The following is an 18,744-nucleotide window of genomic DNA, read 5'->3' on the forward strand; positions in this document are numbered from 1 at the left end:
GCCGCGTCACGCCGGGGCGGCGGCGGTGCTGCTCGGCATCGAGATCCTCATCGCCCTCTATGTCCGCGATCGTTTCGTCCGGCCGTATCTGGGCGACGTATTCGCGGTGATATTGGTCTATTGCAGCCTGCGCGCGGTGCTGCCGTTGTCGCCCTGGCAGGCGACGGCCATCGCGTTCGGTGTCGCGTCGGCGATCGAGTTCGGCCAGGCAATCGGCATACTCGATCTGCTGGGATGGCGTGAAAGCGCGATCGCGCGCATCGTGCTGGGCAGCGGGTTCGAGTGGAAGGACTTCCTCGCTTGTGCAGCGGGCGCGGCGGTCCCCTTTGCAGTGGAGGGACGGAAATGATCCTGCGACGCTGGCGCGGCGTGATCCGCACGCATCAACGCGACGCCTATCGCGACTATATCGCCGGCACCGGCGGCGCTGATTATACATCGACGCCAGGCAATCGCGGCTTCCAGATGTTGTTCCGCGACCTCGGCGACGGCACCACCGAAGTCACGACCTTGAGCTGGTGGGAGAGCCTCGATGCGATCCGCGGCTTCGCCGGCGCGGACATCACGATCGCGCGTTATTACCCCGAGGACGACACATATCTGCTCGAACGGCCGGTCCACGTCGAGCATCACGACATCGTAGCCGGCGAAGGGCTGGTCTAAGTCCCGAACCTTTCAGAGCGGAACGCTCAGCCCTGCGCAGCCGCGGTGACCGCGTCGGTGATCTCGGCCACGGTCGAGCTCACGACGACTTCGTGCGCCTTGTCGAAGCCGATCACGCCCATTTCGACCCCGGCGAGGTCGATCGAGGAGACGGTCCGGACCGCGGTAATGTTGACGAGGATCGGCTCGCCGTTGATTGCCTTCAAGGTGATGAACTTCACTGGGGGATCCCTACGCAGTTACCAATCCCTTATAGACGGGATGGAAGCGGCGCGCGGTCGGGCGGCACGAAACCACGTCGCGCATTCACCGAGAACAGCAATTCGCGGCTGTAGAAGCCCAACGGCCAGTCGCGCCGGCCCATCGGCGAGCTCAGCAGCGCATTAACGCGCTCCGCAAGGCTGCCCGCCTGATGGGAGCGCAAGAACAGACGAACCCCAGCGACGTAAACCTGCGTGATCGTGTCGTGATAGCCGCCCTTATCATCGTTCACGCCGCCTACGCTCTCGTTGAAGCGTGAGATCAGTCCACCGATCTCAGCGTCGACGTCCACATCGGTTCGCTCAGCGAGCAGATACAAGCACGCGGCAAGATGCGCCTCGTGAGTCCAGTCTTCCTTCTGCAGGCTGCACGCTAGCAGCCCTTCGCCGAGACGGACGATCTCGGCGTCGGAATCGAACAAGCGGGGCGGAAGGTCGGTCATGCATCGGCTTGAACCAGCCTTCGTGCTCCTGCGCAAGCAGGAGTACGACGAGGTCAGGCCGGTTGCGAGATACGCGGCGCCGATTGCCGCACGCCTTCGTCGACATGATCGACGAATTGCGTGAAGTTCGCGTTGAACAGGTCGACCAGCTTCGCGGCGGTGGCATCGTATCGCGCCTTGTCTACCCAGTTCGCGCGCGGATCGAGCACCGCCGGGTCGACCCCAGCGACCTGCACCGGCACCTTGAACCCGAAATTCGGATCCACGCGGAACTCAGCGTTCCTCAGGCTGCCGTCGAGCGCCGCGCCAAGCAAGGCGCGGGTCAGCTTGATCGGCATGCGCTGGATGCCCGGATCGGTCGCCATGCCCCCTGCCCAACCTGTATTGACCAGCCAGCAATCGACCCCGCCTCTGGCGATTCGCTCCTTGAGCAGATTGCCATATTCCGACGGGTGCCGCGGCATGAAGGCGGCGCCGAAGCAAGTCGAGAAGGTAGCCTCGGGCGCTGTGATGCCGATCTCGGTGCCCGCCACCTTGGCGGTGTAGCCTGAGAGGAAATGGTACATCGCCTGTTCGGGGCTGAGCCTGGCGATCGGCGGCATGATCCCGAAAGCGTCCGCGGTGAGGAAAATGATGTTCTTCGGCACCGGCCCGAGATTGTTCGCCGAGGCATTGGGGATGAAGTCGATCGGATAGGCGCCACGGCTGTTCTCGGCGAGGCTGGCATCGTCGAGATCGAGTTCGCGGCTTTCGCCGTCCATCGCGACATTCTCGAGCACCGTGCCGAAGCGCTTGGTCGTCGCGAAGATTTCGGGCTCGGCCTCCGCCGAAAGCCGGATCATCTTGGCATAGCAGCCGCCTTCGAAGTTGAAGACGGCGGTGTCGGACCAGCCGTGCTCGTCATCGCCGATCAGCGTACGGCTGGCATCGGCTGATAGCGTGGTCTTGCCAGTCCCCGACAGCCCGAAGAACACGGCGGTGTCGCCGTCGGGACCGATATTGGCCGAGCAGTGCATCGGCATCACGCCCTTGGGCGGCAGCAGATAGTTGAGCAGCCCGAAGACGCTCTTCTTCATCTCGCCGGCATAGGCGGTGCCGCCGATCAGGATCAGTTTCTCGCTGAGGCTGACCGCGATCACCGTCTCGCTGCGCGTGCCGTGGCGCGCCGGATCGGCGCGGAAGCTCGGCAGGTCGACGATCGTATATTCGGGAACGAAGCTTTCGAGTTCGCTCGCCTCGGGCCGGACCAGCATCGTGCGGATGAACAGGCTGTGCCAGGCCAGCTCATTGATCACGCGGACGTTGACTCGGTGCTCGGGCTGCGAGCCGCCGTACAGATCCTGCACGAACAGCGTCTCGCGCTGTGCGATCTCGGCGAGGAAGTCGGCCTTGAGCGCGGCGAAGTGCTCGGGCATCATCGCCTTGTTGGCCTTGCCCCACCAGACGCTCGTCTCGGTCTCGGCGTCTCGGACGATGAACTTGTCATTGGCCGAGCGGCCAGTGTGCTTGCCGGTCGTGACGACGAGCGGTCCATCCTTGGCGAGCTTGCCCTCGCCGCGGCGAAGCGCGTGCTCGACGAGCGGCGCGGTCTCCAAATTCCAGAATAGCTCCGCCCCAGTCTCGATGCCCTGCGCACCGAGACCATGCCGCGAAATGCGCGTGGTCGACATCCATACCTCCAAGGTCGCTAAGCCTCTTCCCGAAGGCGAGGCCGCGTTATCAATGACATGGCGCTTAGGCGGCACATCCTCGGAGCGTCAATCCAGGTAAGCGTTGTCAACCGATTGAGCCGGCCGCGACTTTGCTTTAACCCCTGCCCTGATGCTCCAAAGCCACGCACGCTGCCCGGCATGACCGCGACGATCGCGCTGGTCGATGACGACCGCAACATCCTGACATCGGTCTCGATCGCGCTCCAGACCGAGGGATTCCTCACCCGCGTCTATTCGGACGGCGAGAGCGCGTTAAAGGCGCTGATCGAGAATCCGCCCGATCTCGCGGTGCTCGACATCAAGATGCCCAAGATGGACGGGCTCGAGCTGCTGCGCCGGCTTCGCGAGAAGAGCGCGATCCCGGTGATTTTCCTGACCAGCAAGGACGACGAGCTCGACGAGGCGCTGGGGCTCGCAATGGGCGCCGACGATTACATCGCCAAGCCGTTCAGCCAACGGCTGCTGATCGCCCGCATCCGCGCGATCCTGCGCCGTACCGAGCCTAGCCAGCCGAGCGCCGAGGGCGGGACGCAGGAGGCGGCCGAAAGCCTGGAGCGCGGGCGGCTGGTAATGGATCCGGCGCGCCACCGCGTCACCTGGGGCGGCACCAACGTCACACTGACCGTCACCGAATTCCTGATCCTCGAGACGCTGGCGCAGCGCCCGGGGATCGTAAAGACGCGCAACCAGCTGATGGACGCCGCCTATCAGGACGACATCTATGTCGACGACCGCACGATAGACAGCCACATCAAGCGCGTGCGGCGCAAATTCCGGCAGGTCGATCCCGAGTTCGATGCTATCGAGACGCTCTATGGCGCCGGTTATCGCTTCTCGGACGAATAACGAGCGCGACCTCGCGCTTAAATGGTCGAACCGCGTGAGCCTCACTCCGAGGATTCTCGCGGTCAACATCTTCGCGCTCGCCTTGCTCGGCAGCGGTTTTTTCTACCTCGACAGCTATCGCAGCCGCATCGTCGACAGCCGGGTGGCCGAAGCGCGCGGCGAGGTCCGGCTGATCGCACAGGCGCTCGCCTCGGCGACCCCTGCCCGCCGCGACCTGCTCGTGCTCAGCCTCGCCCGCGACACCGGCACCCGCATCCGTTTGTTCGACGAGGGCGGCAGGCTGATCACCGACAGCCACGATCTCGGGCTGCGGAATCTCGTGCTGCGCGATCCCGACAAGGACCCGCCCAACCAGACCACGGCGCGCTTCCTCGACGCGCTGATCGACACCGTCGCGGGCGCCGACCGCGCGCCGCTGTACCGCGAGCGCAGGCGCGACCGCGGGCTCGACTGGCCCGATGTCCGCATCGCCCGCGAAACCTTGGGCACCCCGGCGACCGTCTGGCGCGCACCCGATCGCACCCCGGTGATCACCGCGGCGGCACCGATAACCCAGCTCGGCGTGGTGATGACGACGATCAACGCGCGCGACATCACCCAGACGGTGCGGCTTGAGCGCTTCCGACTGAGCGTGGTGCTGGCGATCGTCGCCTTGCTGTCGATCCTGCTCTCCTTGTTCCTCGCGCGAACGATCGTCCGGCCGCTGCGGCGCCTCGCCCGCGCGGCAGTACGTGTCCGGCTTGGGCGCGCGCGCGAAGTGGTGGTGCCGCGGCTGCCCGAGCGCAGCGACGAGATCGGCATGCTCGCGCGCGCGATCTCGGACATGAGCCAGGCGCTACGCGCACGGATCGATGCCACCGAGAGCTTCGCCGCCGATGTCACCCACGAGCTCAAGAACCCGCTCGCCTCGCTGCGCTCCGCGGTCGAAGGCCTGACCAAGGTCAAGGATCCGGCGCTGCAGGAGCAATTGCTCGCGATCGTCCGCGACGATGTCCATCGCCTCGATCGGCTGATCACCGACATTTCGGACGCCTCGCGGCTCGACGCCCAGCTCAGCCGCGCGACGTTCGAAGCGATCGACATCGGCGCGATGATCGCTGCGTTGCTCGACCAGCGCACTACGCGCGGCCTCCCCTCCGACATCCGCGTCCTGTTCGATCGCCGCCCCGGCGCCTCGCTCACCGTGCTCGGCGAGGGCGCGCGGCTGGAGCGTGTCTTCGAGAACCTCATAGAGAACGCCGTGTCCTTCTCCCCCAAGGGAGGGCTGGTCACGATCTCGGCCGCGCGCGAGCGCGACATGCTGGTCGTCCGCGTCGAGGATGAGGGCCCGGGCGTTCCCGAAGCGGCGCGCGAGGCGATTTTCCGGCGATTTCACTCGGTGCGTCCCGAGAGTGAAGCCTTTGGTCAGCATTCGGGGCTAGGGCTTGCCATCGCACGCACCATCGTCGAAGGCCATCAGGGGAGCATTTCAGTGGAAACACGCGAGGATCGATTGCGCGGCGCGCGCTTCGTCGTACGGCTGCCGCTGGCGGAGCGCGGCTGATGCCCGAGATCCGGCTTCCCGAAGTCTCCTCGGAGACGGTGCACGGCGCGTGCGTCGCGATCGGCGGTCGCGCGGTGCTGATCGAAGGGCGTTCGGGCGAGGGCAAGTCCGACCTTGCGCTACGCCTGATCGACCGCGGCGCGGCCCTGGTCTCCGACGGCCAAGTGATCTGCCAGCGCCAGGATGGCGGGCTCATCGCCTGCGCGCCGGCGCATCTTGCGGGACGGATCGAAGTACGCGGGCTGGGCATTGTCGAGTTGCCCAGCGTGGAGCGCGTTCCGGTGGACCTGCTGATCGTCATTCTCGACGCCCCGCCCCGCTTTCCCGAGGATCCCCGGTCGCGCCGCATCGCCGGGGTGGACGTGCCGGTGCTCGCCCTGGCCGCGCTCGAGCCATCGGCGCCGATCAAGGTCGAGCTGGCGCTCAAGCAGAGCGCGCGGTGAGCCAGCGGCGGCCCAAGCAGATCCTGCTCGTCACCGGCATGTCGGGGGCGGGCAAGTCGACCGCGCTGCGCACGCTCGAGGATCTCGGCTGGGAGACCGTCGACAATCTCCCCCTCCTCCTGCTCCACCGCCTGCTCGACACGCCTCCGGGCGAAGGCGCGGACGGCGACGACGATCGCCCGCTCGCGCTGGGGATCGGCACCCAGACCCGCGGGTTCGACGCCGAGAACATCGTCCAGCGCGTCAAGAGATTGAGCGAGCAGGAAGGTCATCAGGTCGGCACCCTGTTCCTCGAATGCTCCGGCGTGGAGCTGGAGCGCCGCTATTCGGAGACCCGGCGGCGCCACCCGCTGGCGCAGGACCGTCCGGCGAGTGACGGTATCGCCCGCGAGCGTGAATTGCTGATGCCGCTGCGGCGCTGGTCGAGCCGGCTCATCGACACCACGACGCTGTCGTCGAACGAGCTTCAGCAGCAGATCAGGGCAACGTTCGCGGTCGACGGGCTTGGGCGGACAGTCGTGACGATCGCTTCGTTCGGCTTTGCCCGCGGACTGCCGCGTGACGCCGACTTGGTGTTCGACATGCGCTTCCTGCGCAATCCGCACTGGGTCCCTGCGCTGCGTCCCGGAACGGGGCAGGACGACGATGTCTCGGCCTATGTCGCCGCCGATCCCGCTTACGGACCGGCGATGGCGCAGATCGAGGCGCTGCTGCTCCTGCTGTTGCCCCGCTACCAGGCCGAAGGAAAGGCGTATGTTACCGCCGCATTCGGGTGTACGGGGGGGCGTCATCGCTCGGTGCACGTCGCCGAGCGGATGGCGCGGCGGTTGCGCGAAGAGGGATTTTCGCCCACGGTGACGCACCGCGATTTGCAGACCGCGCCGCAGGACTCGCTGGAGGGGGCCCCGGTGACCATATCAGGGGGCGGAGTTTGAGATGATTGGTTTGGTGCTCGTGACGCACGGACGACTCGCCGAGGAGTTCGTGGTCGCGATGGAACATGTAGTCGGCAAGCAGGAACGGATCGAACCGATCTCGATCGGCCCCGACGACGATATGGAAGCCCGCCGCGCGGACATCGCCGCGGCGATCGCGCGCGTCGATGAAGGCCGCGGGGTGATCGTGCTCAGCGACCTGTTCGGCGGCACGCCCTCGAACCTCGCCATCTCGCTGATGGAGGCGGGGCGGATCGAAGTCATCGCCGGCATCAACCTGCCGATGCTGATCCGGCTGGGCAGCGCGCGCAAGGCGATGAAGGTGACCGAAGCGGTCGCCGCCGCCCGCGACGCCGGGCGCAAATACATCACCGTCGCATCCGAGGTTCTGGGAGAGGCCGCCGCGTGAGTCGTACGACGCGTAACGTGATGATCGAGAACCGCCGCGGCCTGCATGCCCGCGCCAGCATGGCCTTCGTCACGCTGGCATCCAGCCAGCCGGTCGAACTCACCGTCGAGAAGGATGGATCGAGCGCATCGGGCACGTCGATCCTCGACCTGATGATGCTGGGCGCGGCCAAGGGCGACACGATCACGATCAGCGCCGAAGGCGACGGCGCACCCGAGGCAGTGCAGGCACTGGCCGAACTCGTCGAGGCGCGGTTCGGCGAGGAATGATCTCTTCTCCCCTCCCGCTTGCGGGAGGGGTCGGGGGGGGGGGGGGGGAGGGCATGTGGCGTCCGTGGCCCGAAATATCTTCCTGCTCAGCCCCTCCCCTAACCCCTCCCGCAAGCGGAAGGGGAACTGATGCCGCGCGAAATCACTGCTTTCTCCAACCCGCTGATCAAGCGCGTCCGCCTGCTGCGCGAGAAGCGACACCGCCGCGAGGAAGGGCTGTTTCTCGCCGAGGGGCTCCGCATCCTCACCGAGGCGCGCGAAGCTGGGCGGCTGCCCCAGTTCCTCTTCTTCGCACGCGACATGGCTGCACACCCGCTGGTCCAGGCCCTGGTCGCGGCGACCGAGGGTGCGGGCGGCGAGGCGATCGAAACCAACGCCGACATCCTCTCCAAGCTGTCGGGCAAGGACAATCCCGGCGCCGTCGTCGGCGTCTATCCCGAATTCGCGCTCGGTCTCGCCGATCTCGACCGCGGCTCCTCGCCAATCTGGCTGGTCGCCGAGCGTCTGCGCGATCCCGGCAATCTCGGCACCATCCTGCGCACCGGCGACGCGGTCGGTGCGGGCGGGCTGATCCTGCTCGACGAATGCGTGGACCCCTTCTCGGTCGAGGCGGTTCGCGCGAGCATGGGGGCGCTATTCACCGTGCCGGTCGCCAAGGCGGGCTGGGGCGAGTTCGTCGCATGGCTGCGGGCCGGACCGGGGCAGTTGGTCGGGCTCAGCCTCGACACCGAACATGACTATAAGGCACCGGCTTACACCGCGCCCACCTTCTTGCTCACCGGCAACGAGGCACAGGGCATGCCCGACTTCATGGCCACTGAGTGCGACCTGCTCGTCAAGATCCCGATGCTGGGCAAGGCCGACAGCCTCAATGCGGCGGTTGCAACGGCAGTGATGGCGTATGAAGTCCTGAGCAGGACGCGCGGTTAGATCCTGAACGCGACCCGATCATTACGGCCATGCGCTGTTCAGCCGCGCCGGGGCACGGCGTCGCGACAAAGGAGACAAGCCGTGATCAAACTTGCCGCTACCGGATTGCTGCTGCTGACCGCCCTGCCCGCGTTCGCCCAGTCGAACGCCGAGCCCTATCGTGCCAGCGGCACCGAGCCGTTCTGGTCGCTGACGATCGACGGCGGGACAATCCGCTACGAGCCGGCAGGCGGACGCATCGTCCGCGTCGCCAAGCCGCGGCCTATCATCGGCTTCAACGGCGAGCGCTACGAGGCACGCGGGATGACCGTCGACATCACGCATTTGGAATGCAGCGACGGGATGCGCGATCGCACCTTCCATGACACGGTCACGGTGACCCTGGGCAAACGCACGCTGCGCGGTTGCGGCGGTGCCGTGCTTTCGGACGCCCCCGCCCAGGCCTCGCTGCTCGAAGGCAATTGGCGGATCGAGTCGATCGACGGCCGCCGCGTGGCACCGCGCACCACGCCGCGCGTGACGTTCAACGGCGACCGGATCAGCGGTAATGCTAGCTGCAACAACTTCAACGGCAGCTTCCGCTTCGAACGCGGGCGGCTGACTGCCGGCCGTCTCGCCTCGACGAGAATGGCATGCGTGCAGCGGGCACAGAACGCGCAGGAGACCAATATCCTGCGCGTCCTCGGCAAACCGCTCAGCGTCAGCCGCAACCGCGGCGGCAAGCTCGTCCTGACGGGCAGCGGCGGGAGCCGGCTGGTACTGGCGCCCGCCCCTCGGCGCTGAGCTACCGGCCCTGATCCCTCCACCCATCCAGGGCGTCGGTCAGTGGCCCGAAGCCCTGGCGCGTGCGCGGAGTCGCTATTCGGCCGCCTCCGCCTCGGGCTCCGCATTCGGCTCATGAGCATGGCTGGCGAGGAGTTCGACCGGCGGGATGCTTTCGATCTCGCGCGCGCCGGTCTCGATGTTGAGGTCCTTGAGCTTGCGCGCGCTTACCAGCGCCCGGTTTTCGAGACTGCTCGCGAAGGTATTGAAATTCTTGACCGCCGTGTTGAGCCCGCTGCCGACCACGCGGAGGTCGCCTAGCGCCTTGGCGAGCCGGTCGTGCAGCTCCTTGCCGAGCTCGCCGATCTGCCGTGCTTCCTTGGCGAGCTTCTCCTGACGCCACACCGCGGCGACGGTACGCGCGATCGCGATCAAATTGGTCGGGGTCGACAGCAGCACGCGCTTGTCGAAGGCGAAGTCCCATAGCGTCGGGTCATGTTCGAGCGCGGCGGAGAGGAAATGCTCGCCGGGGACGAACATGATCACATAATCGGGAGCGTCCTCGAACTGGCTCCAATAGGCTTTGTTGCCGAGCCCGTTGATATGCGCGCGCATCGAATCGGCGTGGGCCTTCAATCCGGCGAAGCGCTCGATTTCGTCGACCGCCCCGAACGCGTCCTGATAGGCGTTGAGCGACACCTTCGCGTCGATCACCAGCGCGCGGCCGCCGGGCACGCGGACGATCGCGTCGGGACGCAGCCGACCGCCCTCTTCGCCCGCGGCGTTGACCTCGGTCTCGAAATCGGTGTGCTCGGACAGTCCGCAGGTCTCGAGTACGTTCTTCAATTGCTGCTCGCCCCAGCGCCCGCGCGACTTGGGCGCGTTGCGCAGCGAATTGACCAGCTTGGCAGCCTCGGCGCTGACCTTCTCCTGGCCGATCCGCATCTGCTCGATCTGGCCCTTCAATTCGCCGAACGCGTCGCGGCGCTCGGCCTCGACCTTGGCGACGCCTTCCTCATAGCGCTGAAGCCGGTCGCTGACCGGCTGGAGCATCGAGCGGAGGTTCTGCCCAGCGACTTCCTCGGACTGTTTGAAGCGGGCCTCGGCGCGCTCGAGGAAGGCCTTTTGCGTCTCGCCGAGCATGTTGGCGGCAAGCTCGCGGAACTGGCCCGCCATGACGTCACGTGCGCCCTTGAATTCGGCGAGCCGCTCCTCGAATGCGCCGGCCTTGGCCTTGAGCTCGACGAGTTCGAGGCGGGCGAGATCACGCTCGTCCCGCAGGTGCGAGACTTCGCTGCGCAAGCCGGGGACTTCGCCCGCGCGCTCTTCCGCCGCGGCGAGATCGGCGATTGCCGCCTTGAAATCGGCTTCGCGCTTGTCGCGCTCGGCGCGCGCTTGCGCGACGCCGCGCGTGCCGAGGAACCAGCCCAGGCCAAGCCCGACGACCAACGCTGCGACGACGACGATGAGTGCGAGCGAGTCCAACCTTCACCTCCTGGAACAGAAGGCGAACCTAGCGCGCGGCGGCTCGTCGAGCAATCCTATACTCACAGTGCTCCTGCGAAAGCAGGAGTCCAGAATGACAGCGGGCTTAGCTACCCTGGGCTCCTGCTTTCGCAGGAGCGCTGGGTCAGGCCGCGGCCTTGCGCGCCTTGGAGAGCTTCTTGAGGATCATGTCGCGCTTGAGGCGCGAGAGATGGTCGATGAACACGATCCCTTCGAGATGATCCATCTCGTGCTGGATGCACGTCGCCAGCAGGCCTTCGAAGACCTCATCATGCGCAATACCCTGCGCGTCGAGCCATTTGACGCGACAGCGCGCCGGACGCTCGACATCGGCGAATTGCTCGGGGATCGACAGGCAGCCCTCGGTATAGACCGACTGCTCTTCGGCGGGGTCGAGGATCTCGGGATTGATGAAGACGCGCGGCGCGCGGATCGGCTTGCCCTCTTCGTCTTCCTCTTCCTGCAGGTCCATGACGATGACGCGCTTGGGCACGCCGACCTGGATCGCCGCAAGGCCGATGCCGGGGGCATCGTACATCGTATCGAACATGTCGGCGATCAGGTCGCGCAGCTCGTCATTCACCTCCGCCACGGGCTGGGAGATGAGGCGCAGGCGCGGATCCGGAACTTCGACGATGGGGAGAATGGCCATCAGGGTAAAATAGTCCGACGTTGCTTTGGTCGCAAGCCGCTCAGGTCATTTTGGTTTTGCGCGAATGCGAAGAGAGAAGTGGTTCGCGCAGAGGCGCAGAGGCGCAGAGGCGCAGAGGAGGCAGAGGTGCTCAGCCAAGCGCGAAGCGCAGGAAGCTTCCACGATTGAGGAAGAGCGGCTGCGCCGAAAACGGGACCAGTCTCTGCGCCCTCTGCGCCCTTTGCGCGAATAATCTTCTTCGCGACCTCCAATAAGATCAAGCCACGGGGCGGCGCGCGCGGAGGGCCTGGGCCAAGGTGCCTTCGTCGAGATAGTCGAGCTCGCCGCCGACGGGGAGGCCGTGGGCGAGCTGGGTGATCCGCACCGGATAGGCTTCAAGGCGCTCGGCGAGGTAATGCGCGGTGGTCTGGCCGTCGAGCGTGGCGTTCATCGCCAACACGACTTCGTCGACACCGCCGGCGGCGACGCGGCGGACCAGGCTGTCGATGCGCAAATCCTCGGGGCGAACCCCTTCGAGCGCCGAGAGCCGGCCGCCCAGGACATGGAACTTGCCGGGGAACAGCCGCGCGCGATCGAGCGCCCAGAGATCGGCGACTTCCTCGACGACGCATAGCGAGCGCGCGTCGCGGCGCGGATCGGCGCAGATCGCGCAGGGGTCGGTGGTATCGACATTGCCGCAGATGCCGCAGGTCGACAGACGGCGACTGACTGCGGTGAGCGCCGACAGCAGAGGATCGAGCGCAGTCTCGCGCTTCTTGAGCAGATGGAGCACCGCGCGGCGGGCCGAGCGCGGGCCGAGCCCGGGGAGGCGCGACAGCGCCTGGGTCAGGGCTTCGATTTCGGGGGAGGCCATGTCGCATCCCTAACCGTTCGGGCTGAGCTTGTCGAAGCCCTGTCCTTTCTCAAAACCAAGAAGACAGAGCGGCCCTTCGACAAGCTCAGGGCGAACGGATTTTTGTTGCGCCTATCGCCGCTCCCACCGAAAGCGGCGCCATGCGGATCATCTTCATGGGCACGCCCGAATTCGCCGTTCCGGTGCTCGACGCGCTGGTGCAGGCGGGGCACGACGTCGTGGCGGCATATAGCCAGCCGCCGCGGCGCGGAAATCGCGGCAAGACGGCGCCCTCGCCGGTGCACGCGCGCGCCGAAGCGCTGGGGATCGACGTGCGCACGCCGCTTTCATTCCGCAAGGAACCTGATGCGATCGAAGCCTTCGCCGCGCTCGACGCCGATGTCGCGGTGGTCGCGGCCTATGGCCTGATCCTGCCCCAGGCCGTGCTCGATGCGCCGCGTCTGGGCTGCCTCAACGTCCATGGCTCGCTGTTGCCGCGCTGGCGTGGCGCCGCGCCGATACAGCGGGCGATCCTCGCCGGTGACAGCGAGACCGGCGTGGGAATCATGCAGATGGAGGCCGGGCTCGACACCGGCCCGGTGCGGCTCGAAGGCCGGACGCCGGTGGCCGGCAAGACCGCGGGCGAGTTGACGGCCGAGCTGAGCGCGCTGGGGGCGCGGCTGATGGTCGAGGTGCTCGGCGACATCGAGGCTTATCCGGCGGTGGCGCAACCCGGGGATGGCGTCACTTATGCCGCGAAGATCGACAAGGCCGAGGCGCGCCTCGATTTCTCGCGGCCCGCGGTGGAGGTCGAGCGCCAGGTGCGTGCCTTCAACCCGGTGCCCGGGGCGTTCTTCGAGATCGCCGGCGAGCGCGTTCGGATACACACCGCCGAGGTGGTCGCGGAAACGGATGTGCCCGGAACGGTGATCGACGGCCAGCTGACGATCGCTTGCGGTGGCGGGGCGATCCGCCCTACCCTCGTCCAGCGCGCCGGACGGGGCGTCATGACGTCAGGCGAGTTGCTGCGCGGCTTCGCGATCCCGGCGGGCACGCAGCTTTGACGCGGTTTGCGCTCACCGTGGAGTTTGACGGCCGTCCCTTCATGGGCTGGCAGCGGCAGGATCATGGCCCGAGCGTCCAGCAGGCGATCGAAGAGGCCGCCTTCGCGGTCACCGGCGAAAGGATCGTGGTGCACGCAGCAGGGCGCACGGATGCCGGGGTGCACGGTCTAGGCATGCGCGCGCATCTCGATGTCGCGCGCGACATGGCCGCGTTCCGGCTGATGGAGGCGTTGAACGCGCGGCTGCGCCCCGCCCCGGTAGCGATCCTCGACTGCGTGGCAGTGCCGGACGACTGGCACGCGCGCTTCTCGTGCCTGGCGCGGCACTACGAATATCGCATCGTCTGCCGCCGTGCGCCGCTGACCTGGGAGAAAGGACTGGCGTGGCGGATTCCAGGGGAACTCGACGCAGATGCGATGCACGATGCGGCGCAATCGTTAGTCGGGCGGCATGACTTCACTACTTTCCGCTCGGCGCATTGCCAGTCGGAGAGCCCGGTCAAGACGCTCGACCGGCTCGACGTGTCGCGCGACGGCGACCGCCTGACGGTGCGCGCTTCGGCGCGATCTTTCCTGCACCACCAGGTGCGCTCGATGGTCGGGTGCCTCGGGCTAGTCGGCCAGGGCAAATGGCAGGTGGCGGACGTGCGCGCGGCGCTCGAGGCGCGGGATCGGGCGCGGCTGGGGCTCAATGCGCCTCCGGATGGGCTGTTCTTCGTGCGCGCGGATTATCCCTGAGCCAGGCGCCGCGGCCACAAAACGCAAGCTATCTCGTGAACTTCGCCGCCAGTTCGACATGGGTGGACCAGCGGAACTGGCCAACCGGCTGGACCCAGTCCAAGCGATACCCTGCTTCGCATAATGTCTCAGCGTCCCGTGCAAAGGTGCTGGGATTACACGAAATATATGCGAGCACCGGCACACCCGATTGCGCGATCTCCGCAACTTGCTCCCGCGCACCGGCGCGTGGCGGATCGAGTACGACAGCGTCGAAGTTCGATAGGTCCTTGGCAGTGACAGGACGGCGGAACAGGTCGCGGTGCTCGGCGAACACCGCTCGCCCCGCCGCGCCGGCCGCAGCCTTCAGCGCCATGATCGGATCGCGCGCCGCCTCGGCGGCGTAGACCTTGGCTTTGGGGAAAGCGAAGGTGAAGGTGCCGAGCCCGGCGAACAGATCGGCGACCGCTTTGGCATCCCCGGTGATATCCTGCACCGCGGCGACCAAAGCCGCCTCGCCCTCGGGGGTTGCCTGGAGGAAATTGCCAGGCGGAAACGCGACCGGCACCCCGCTCAGCGTGACGGTGACCGGCTCGGGCTCGTAGCGCGCGCCCGGGCCGAAGCCCTCGTCGATCGACAGGCGCGCGAGGTGGTGGCGGTGCGAGAAGGCACTCAGCGCCTCGGCGGCGGCAAGTCCTTCGGCTTCGAGCCCGTCGATCAGTATGTCGGGCCCCTGGTCGGTCTGGGCGACGTGGACGTTGATCCGGCGCGTGCCCGGGATCAACGCGGCGAGCATGCCGCGCAGCGGCGCCACCAGCGCGAACAGTTCGGGGGCGAGGACCCAGCATTCCTCAATGTCGATCAGCTCGTGACTGCTCTGCCGCGTGAAGCCCAGGCGGACTTGGCGGCCCCGGCGCTCGGCGTGGAGCGTGGCGCGGCGGCGGGTATTGGGCGGCGACAGCAAAGGCGCGCGGACCCAGGTCTCGATGCCCTGCGCCGCGAGCGCGCCCGCGACCCTGTCTGCAAGGAATTGAGTCCAGCTGGCATCGTCGAGGTGCTGGAGCTGGCATCCGCCGCATTCGAGGAAATGCTTGCACGGCGGCACCTGATGGTGCGGGCCGGGAACGAGGGTGCCTTCCGGCGTCAGCCGGTCGCCGGGCGCGGCAAACGCTACGTGGCGGCCATCGGCGGTGACGCCATCGCCGCGCGCGGCGACGCGAAGGACCTCGTCATCATTCACAGACATTCTGAAACCGCCCCAGAAATATGCTCGACCAGGTCATCGGCGATCAGCGCCGGTCCGGCAAGCCGCGCCGCGCGGGCATGGAGCCACGCCGCAGCTTCCGCCGGGACAACGCCCTTCCCGCCTTGCACCACCTGTGCAGCGAGCAGCCCGGCGAGCACGTCCCCGGTCCCCGCGGTCGACAGCCAGGGCGAGGCCCCGGCGAGCACGCGAACCTCACCTTGGGGCGATGCGATCACGGTATCTGCACCCTTGTGGACGATCGTCGCGCGCGCCTCCGCGGCCGCCGCGACGGTGCGGTCAATCTTGCTGCCGCCGCCCTCGAACATCCGGTCGAACTCGCCCGAATGTGGCGTGATCCAGGTCGGCGCGGCGCGCGACGCGAGCCAACGTGCAGCGCCGGTACCCAGCAGGGTCAACGCATCGCCATCGAGGATCAGCGGACACGGTGAGTCGAACGCGGCGCGAAGATACGCCTCGGCGCGGCGGTCGCGTCCGAGACCAGGACCGAGCACGACGGCGTCGACGCGATCCCAGCCGAGAAATTCGGTCAGGTCCTCGGCGCTGCGCACTTCGCGACGCACGAGCGCATCGGGTCCCCCGCCCCACGGGCGATCGCCGGCAAGCACGACATAGCCCGCCCCGCCCGCCATCGCCGCCCGGGCGGCAAGGCGCGCGGCGCCAGGCATCGCGCCCTCGATCACGGTGACGAGCCCACGGCTATATTTGTGGCTGTGCGCGCCCGGAGTCTCGATCCTGGGCCGCGCGACGGTGCGCCATTGGGTGTCGACGGGAATGTCGAGATCGGCGAGCAGGAGCTTGCCGCAACGCTCGAGTCCAGCGTCGAGCAGATGCCCGGGCTTGAGCGCGCCGAGTGCGAGGGTGACGTCAATCCCGCGCGGCGCGCCGAGATCGGCGCCGGTGTCGGTATCGATCCCCGACGGCAGGTCGATCGACAACGTGAACTCGGCCTGCTTGCACAGATCGGCGAAGACCGCGGCTAGGCCGCGCTCGAGCGGGCGCGTCATGCCGGTTCCGAACAGACCGTCGACCAGCACCGGGCGCGGCCGTGCCGCGTAGAGCGAACTGGTCGGGCCGTGCCACAGGGCATGCATCCGCTCGGCCGCGCCGGAAGCCGGGGCGCCGGTTGCGACGAGGCTGACGTCATGACCGGCATTCTTGAGCAAACGCGCCGCGACATAGGCGTCGCCACCATTATTGCCCGGGCCGGCGAGGACCAGAATGGGCCGACCGGCCGCAAAGCGCGCGGTCTCGCGCGCGACCGCGGCGCCCGCCTGTTCCATCAACGCATCCTGCGACACGCCGCTGGCGAACACCGCCTGCTCGGCGGCGCGCATCTCGGCGGCGGTGAGGATCGGCGCGCCGGCGGGGATCACTGACGGACGATCGCGGGGAGCCGATAGCGCGCACCGCCAACTTCAACTTCGATGCGGTCGGTGCCGAAGGGCGTCACCTTGGCGGGCTCCGCACCGTCGGCGGCGATGACGCCGCGGCCGTCCTGCGTGATCTGGATGCGGTGGAAGGCGCCCTCGGGATGACGGAGCGTGAGGACGACACCCGCCGGGGTTTCTGCGCGCTCGACGGTGCAGACCGGCGCGAGTTCGGCGGTACCGGCAGCGGCGCAGGGAATCCGGGGAACTGCGGACTCCGGCGCGGCCTGGTTTGCCTCCGCTGGTGGCTCCTCCGACCGGTCAGATGCCGATCCACACGCAGCGAGTTGGAACGTGACTATGGCCGCAAGCACGCCCCTCCCGAATGAGAGGCGCCTATTTTCAGATATCCGCGTAAACATGGCGTTCGGCGCTCGCTCCCGGGTGCGTTACCGCGCCCTTATAAGCGGGGCCGACGGTACGGGAATAGCGCCAGAGCGCGCCCGCCTGGTAATCATTGACGCGTGGCTGCCACTTTGCCCGGCGCTCGGCGAGGACGCTCTCGGGAACGTCGAGGTCGATCGTGCCCGCTTCGGCGTCAATGCGGATGATATCGCCATTCTCGACCAAGGCGATCGGGCCCCCTTCGGCCGCCTCGGGGCCGACATGGCCGATACAGAAGCCGCGCGTGGCGCCCGAGAAGCGGCCATCGGTGATCAGCGCGACCTTCTCGCCCATGCCGAGGCCGTAGAGCGCGGCGGTCGTCGACAGCATCTCACGCATGCCGGGACCGCCCTTGGGACCTTCATAGCGGATGATCAGCACTTCGCCGTCCTGGATCCGGCGGTTCTCGACCGCATCGAAGCAATCTTCCTCGCAGTCGAAGACGTGCGCCGGACCCTCGAACTGGAGGCGGTGCATCCCGGCGACCTTCACGATCGCACCCTCGGGTGCCAGCGTGCCGCGCAACCCCACGACGCCGCCGGTAGGCGAAAGCGGCGTCTTGACGTCATAGATGACCTTCTGGTCCGGGTTCCAGGTGACCTGATCGATATTCTCGCCGAGCGTCTTGCCCGTCACGGTCTTGCAATTGCCGTCGAGGAAGCCGCCCGCGAGCATCGTCTTCATCAGCATGTAGACGCCGCCGGCCTCATGCATGTCCTTGGCCACATACTTACCACCGGGCTTAAGGTCGGCAATGTAAGGCGTTGATTTGAAAGCCTCTGCCACATCATGGAGATCAAATTCGATTCCTGCCTCGCTGGCCATCGCGGGCAGATGGAGCGCGGCATTGGTCGAACCGCCGGTGGCCGCAACGACGCGCGCCGCGTTGATGAACGCTTCGCGGGTGCAAATGTCGCGCGGGCGCAGGTTCAGTTCGATCAGGTTCATCACCTGATGCCCCGCGGCGACGGCGATCTGCTCGCGCGACTGATAAGGCGCGGGGACCATGTTCGAATTGGGCAGCGAGAGCCCGATCGCCTCGCCGACGCACGCCATGGTGTTGGCGGTAAACTGGCCGCCGCAGGCGCCGTGGCCGGGGCACGCGACCTTTTCGAGCGCGGTCAGCTCGTGGAGCGGACAGTTTCCCGCGGCGAACTTGCCGACCGCCTCGAACACGTCGACGACAGTGACGTCCTTTTCGTGGAAGCGGCCGGGCAGGATCGACCCGCCATAGACGAAGATCGAGGGCACGTTGAGGCGGAGCATCGCCATCATCATCCCGGGCAGCGACTTGTCGCAGCCCGCGAAGCCGACCAGCGCGTCGTAGCAATGGCCGCGCACGCTGAGCTCGACCGAATCAGCGATCACCTCGCGACTGACCAGCGAGGATTTCATCCCCTGGTGCCCCATCGCGATGCCGTCGGTGACGGTGATCGTGTTGAAGCGGCGCGGCATGCCGCCATTGGCGATCACGCCCTCGCGCGCGGCGTCAGCCTGGAAATCGAGTGTGGTGTTGCATGGCGCGCTGTCATTGCCTGCGCTCGCCAGTGCGACGAAGGGCTTGGCGATATCCTCTTCAGTAATCCCCATCGCGTAATAATAGCTGCGATGCGGGGCGCGCTCGGGTCCGACGGAGACGTGGCGGCTGGGGAGGCGAGATTTGTCGAATCGATTGGTCATG

General features: G+C 67.1%; 22 protein-coding genes. 12 read left to right on the plus strand and 10 right to left on the minus strand.

What is annotated here, in order from left to right; all coding sequences use genetic code 11:
* Positions 1 to 25 precede the first annotated feature (25 nt).
* On the plus strand, positions 26 to 349 hold the full coding sequence (locus AC3WJI_RS02685; RefSeq protein WP_492755696.1) for a ribosomal maturation YjgA family protein: 324 nt from the start codon (positions 26 to 28) through the stop codon (positions 347 to 349).
* A complete protein-coding gene (locus AC3WJI_RS02690; protein WP_492755697.1) occupies positions 346 to 663 on the plus strand; it encodes an antibiotic biosynthesis monooxygenase family protein in 318 nt (105 codons plus the stop codon). Before AC3WJI_RS02685 ends, AC3WJI_RS02690 begins: the two co-directional genes overlap by 4 nt.
* Before the next feature lie 26 nt (positions 664 to 689).
* Here the strand turns inward: AC3WJI_RS02690 and AC3WJI_RS02695 are convergent, their stop codons facing one another.
* Genes AC3WJI_RS02695 through AC3WJI_RS02705 form a run of 3 tightly spaced genes read right to left on the minus strand, consistent with a single transcriptional unit; the run spans position 690 to position 3,036 of the window.
* Positions 690 to 884, minus strand: a complete 195-nt coding sequence (locus AC3WJI_RS02695; RefSeq protein WP_492755698.1) for a hypothetical protein — start codon at positions 882 to 884, stop codon at positions 690 to 692.
* Between the two features lie 29 nt (positions 885 to 913).
* On the minus strand, positions 914 to 1,366 hold the full coding sequence (locus AC3WJI_RS02700; protein ID WP_492755699.1) for a hypothetical protein: 453 nt from the start codon (positions 1,364 to 1,366) through the stop codon (positions 914 to 916).
* A 53-nt stretch (positions 1,367 to 1,419) separates the two neighbouring features.
* Positions 1,420 to 3,036 carry a phosphoenolpyruvate carboxykinase gene (locus tag AC3WJI_RS02705; RefSeq protein WP_492755700.1) on the minus strand — a complete coding sequence of 539 codons (1,617 nt, stop codon included), beginning with the start codon at positions 3,034 to 3,036 and terminating at the stop codon, positions 1,420 to 1,422.
* Between the two features lie 180 nt (positions 3,037 to 3,216).
* Here AC3WJI_RS02705 and AC3WJI_RS02710 point away from each other — a divergent pair, with 180 nt between their 5' ends.
* The 8 genes from AC3WJI_RS02710 to AC3WJI_RS02745 all read left to right on the plus strand — a co-directional run bounded on the left by AC3WJI_RS02710 (position 3,217) and on the right by AC3WJI_RS02745 (position 9,236).
* Complete coding sequence (locus tag AC3WJI_RS02710) at positions 3,217 to 3,924, plus strand: response regulator (RefSeq protein WP_492755701.1); 708 nt, start codon at positions 3,217 to 3,219, stop codon at positions 3,922 to 3,924.
* The gene (locus AC3WJI_RS02715; RefSeq protein WP_492755702.1) at positions 3,893 to 5,467 is read left to right on the plus strand and encodes a sensor histidine kinase; all 1,575 of its coding nucleotides are present in this window, start codon (positions 3,893 to 3,895) and stop codon (positions 5,465 to 5,467) included. Before AC3WJI_RS02710 ends, AC3WJI_RS02715 begins: the two co-directional genes overlap by 32 nt.
* Positions 5,467 to 5,910 carry an HPr kinase/phosphorylase gene (locus AC3WJI_RS02720; RefSeq protein ID WP_492755703.1) on the plus strand — a complete coding sequence of 148 codons (444 nt, stop codon included), beginning with the start codon at positions 5,467 to 5,469 and terminating at the stop codon, positions 5,908 to 5,910. Before AC3WJI_RS02715 ends, AC3WJI_RS02720 begins: the two co-directional genes overlap by 1 nt.
* Positions 5,907 to 6,845, plus strand: coding sequence for an RNase adapter RapZ (gene rapZ / locus AC3WJI_RS02725; protein ID WP_492755704.1), 939 nt, complete (start codon positions 5,907 to 5,909; stop codon positions 6,843 to 6,845). Before AC3WJI_RS02720 ends, rapZ begins: the two co-directional genes overlap by 4 nt.
* 1 nt (position 6,846) lies before the next feature.
* Positions 6,847 to 7,254 carry a PTS sugar transporter subunit IIA gene (locus tag AC3WJI_RS02730; RefSeq protein ID WP_135962088.1) on the plus strand — a complete coding sequence of 136 codons (408 nt, stop codon included), beginning with the start codon at positions 6,847 to 6,849 and terminating at the stop codon, positions 7,252 to 7,254.
* Between the two features lie 20 nt (positions 7,255 to 7,274).
* A complete protein-coding gene (locus AC3WJI_RS02735) occupies positions 7,275 to 7,523 on the plus strand; it encodes an HPr family phosphocarrier protein (RefSeq protein WP_492755777.1) in 249 nt (82 codons plus the stop codon).
* Between the two features lie 129 nt (positions 7,524 to 7,652).
* On the plus strand, positions 7,653 to 8,453 hold the full coding sequence (locus AC3WJI_RS02740; protein WP_492755705.1) for a TrmH family RNA methyltransferase: 801 nt from the start codon (positions 7,653 to 7,655) through the stop codon (positions 8,451 to 8,453).
* Positions 8,454 to 8,534: 81 nt separating this feature from the next.
* Entirely contained in the window at positions 8,535 to 9,236 is a 702-nt protein-coding gene (locus AC3WJI_RS02745; RefSeq protein ID WP_492755706.1) for an META domain-containing protein, read from the plus strand.
* A 75-nt stretch (positions 9,237 to 9,311) separates the two neighbouring features.
* Here AC3WJI_RS02745 and AC3WJI_RS02750 read toward each other — a convergent pair whose 3' ends face one another.
* From AC3WJI_RS02750 to recR, 3 genes are all read right to left on the minus strand, one after another.
* Positions 9,312 to 10,700, minus strand: coding sequence for a DNA recombination protein RmuC (locus tag AC3WJI_RS02750; RefSeq protein WP_492755707.1), 1,389 nt, complete (start codon positions 10,698 to 10,700; stop codon positions 9,312 to 9,314).
* 145 nt (positions 10,701 to 10,845) lie between these two features.
* Positions 10,846 to 11,373 (minus strand): peptide deformylase, encoded by a 528-nt coding sequence (gene def / locus AC3WJI_RS02755; RefSeq protein ID WP_492755708.1) that lies wholly within the window; start codon positions 11,371 to 11,373, stop codon positions 10,846 to 10,848.
* A 256-nt stretch (positions 11,374 to 11,629) separates the two neighbouring features.
* Entirely contained in the window at positions 11,630 to 12,226 is a 597-nt protein-coding gene (gene recR, locus AC3WJI_RS02760; protein ID WP_492755709.1) for a recombination mediator RecR, read from the minus strand.
* Positions 12,227 to 12,366: 140 nt separating this feature from the next.
* Between recR and fmt the strand changes: the two genes are divergently transcribed.
* Positions 12,367 to 13,269 (plus strand): methionyl-tRNA formyltransferase, encoded by a 903-nt coding sequence (fmt, locus tag AC3WJI_RS02765; RefSeq protein WP_492755710.1) that lies wholly within the window; start codon positions 12,367 to 12,369, stop codon positions 13,267 to 13,269.
* On the plus strand, positions 13,266 to 14,006 hold the full coding sequence (gene truA, locus AC3WJI_RS02770; protein WP_492755711.1) for a tRNA pseudouridine(38-40) synthase TruA: 741 nt from the start codon (positions 13,266 to 13,268) through the stop codon (positions 14,004 to 14,006). Before fmt ends, truA begins: the two co-directional genes overlap by 4 nt.
* Before the next feature lie 28 nt (positions 14,007 to 14,034).
* Here truA and AC3WJI_RS02775 read toward each other — a convergent pair whose 3' ends face one another.
* The 4 genes from AC3WJI_RS02775 to ilvD are packed head-to-tail and all read right to left on the minus strand — an operon-like array spanning position 14,035 to position 18,743.
* Positions 14,035 to 15,231 (minus strand): class I SAM-dependent RNA methyltransferase, encoded by a 1,197-nt coding sequence (locus AC3WJI_RS02775; protein WP_492755712.1) that lies wholly within the window; start codon positions 15,229 to 15,231, stop codon positions 14,035 to 14,037.
* A complete protein-coding gene (locus AC3WJI_RS02780) occupies positions 15,222 to 16,625 on the minus strand; it encodes an NAD(P)H-hydrate dehydratase (RefSeq protein WP_492755713.1) in 1,404 nt (467 codons plus the stop codon). The genes AC3WJI_RS02775 and AC3WJI_RS02780 overlap by 10 nt, the downstream gene beginning before the upstream one ends.
* Positions 16,622 to 16,993 (minus strand): hypothetical protein, encoded by a 372-nt coding sequence (locus tag AC3WJI_RS02785; protein ID WP_492755714.1) that lies wholly within the window; start codon positions 16,991 to 16,993, stop codon positions 16,622 to 16,624. Before AC3WJI_RS02785 ends, AC3WJI_RS02780 begins: the two co-directional genes overlap by 4 nt.
* Before the next feature lie 28 nt (positions 16,994 to 17,021).
* The gene (ilvD, locus tag AC3WJI_RS02790; RefSeq protein ID WP_492755715.1) at positions 17,022 to 18,743 is read right to left on the minus strand and encodes a dihydroxy-acid dehydratase; all 1,722 of its coding nucleotides are present in this window, start codon (positions 18,741 to 18,743) and stop codon (positions 17,022 to 17,024) included.
* Position 18,744: the final 1 nt, after the last annotated feature.

The sequence above is a fragment of the Sphingomonas sp. FW306-1B-B10E genome (genome assembly GCF_058782005.1).

What these genes read in the sequence shown, in the direction of transcription:
- ilvD (WP_492755715.1), bottom strand. Translation starts at nt 18,743, where the DNA reads ATGACCAATCGATTCGACAAATCTCGCCTCCCCAGCCGCCACGTCTCC.
- def (WP_492755708.1), bottom strand. Translation starts at nt 11,373, where the DNA reads ATGGCCATTCTCCCCATCGTCGAAGTTCCGGATCCGCGCCTGCGCCTC.
- AC3WJI_RS02730 (WP_135962088.1), top strand. Translation starts at nt 6,847, where the DNA reads ATGATTGGTTTGGTGCTCGTGACGCACGGACGACTCGCCGAGGAGTTC.
- fmt (WP_492755710.1), top strand. Translation starts at nt 12,367, where the DNA reads ATGCGGATCATCTTCATGGGCACGCCCGAATTCGCCGTTCCGGTGCTC.
- AC3WJI_RS02710 (WP_492755701.1), top strand. Translation starts at nt 3,217, where the DNA reads ATGACCGCGACGATCGCGCTGGTCGATGACGACCGCAACATCCTGACA.
- AC3WJI_RS02690 (WP_492755697.1), top strand. Translation starts at nt 346, where the DNA reads ATGATCCTGCGACGCTGGCGCGGCGTGATCCGCACGCATCAACGCGAC.
- recR (WP_492755709.1), bottom strand. Translation starts at nt 12,226, where the DNA reads ATGGCCTCCCCCGAAATCGAAGCCCTGACCCAGGCGCTGTCGCGCCTC.
- AC3WJI_RS02720 (WP_492755703.1), top strand. Translation starts at nt 5,467, where the DNA reads ATGCCCGAGATCCGGCTTCCCGAAGTCTCCTCGGAGACGGTGCACGGC.
- AC3WJI_RS02775 (WP_492755712.1), bottom strand. Translation starts at nt 15,231, where the DNA reads ATGTCTGTGAATGATGACGAGGTCCTTCGCGTCGCCGCGCGCGGCGAT.
- AC3WJI_RS02735 (WP_492755777.1), top strand. Translation starts at nt 7,275, where the DNA reads ATGATCGAGAACCGCCGCGGCCTGCATGCCCGCGCCAGCATGGCCTTC.
- AC3WJI_RS02740 (WP_492755705.1), top strand. Translation starts at nt 7,653, where the DNA reads ATGCCGCGCGAAATCACTGCTTTCTCCAACCCGCTGATCAAGCGCGTC.
- AC3WJI_RS02715 (WP_492755702.1), top strand. Translation starts at nt 3,893, where the DNA reads ATGGCGCCGGTTATCGCTTCTCGGACGAATAACGAGCGCGACCTCGCG.
- AC3WJI_RS02700 (WP_492755699.1), bottom strand. Translation starts at nt 1,366, where the DNA reads ATGACCGACCTTCCGCCCCGCTTGTTCGATTCCGACGCCGAGATCGTC.
- AC3WJI_RS02705 (WP_492755700.1), bottom strand. Translation starts at nt 3,036, where the DNA reads ATGTCGACCACGCGCATTTCGCGGCATGGTCTCGGTGCGCAGGGCATC.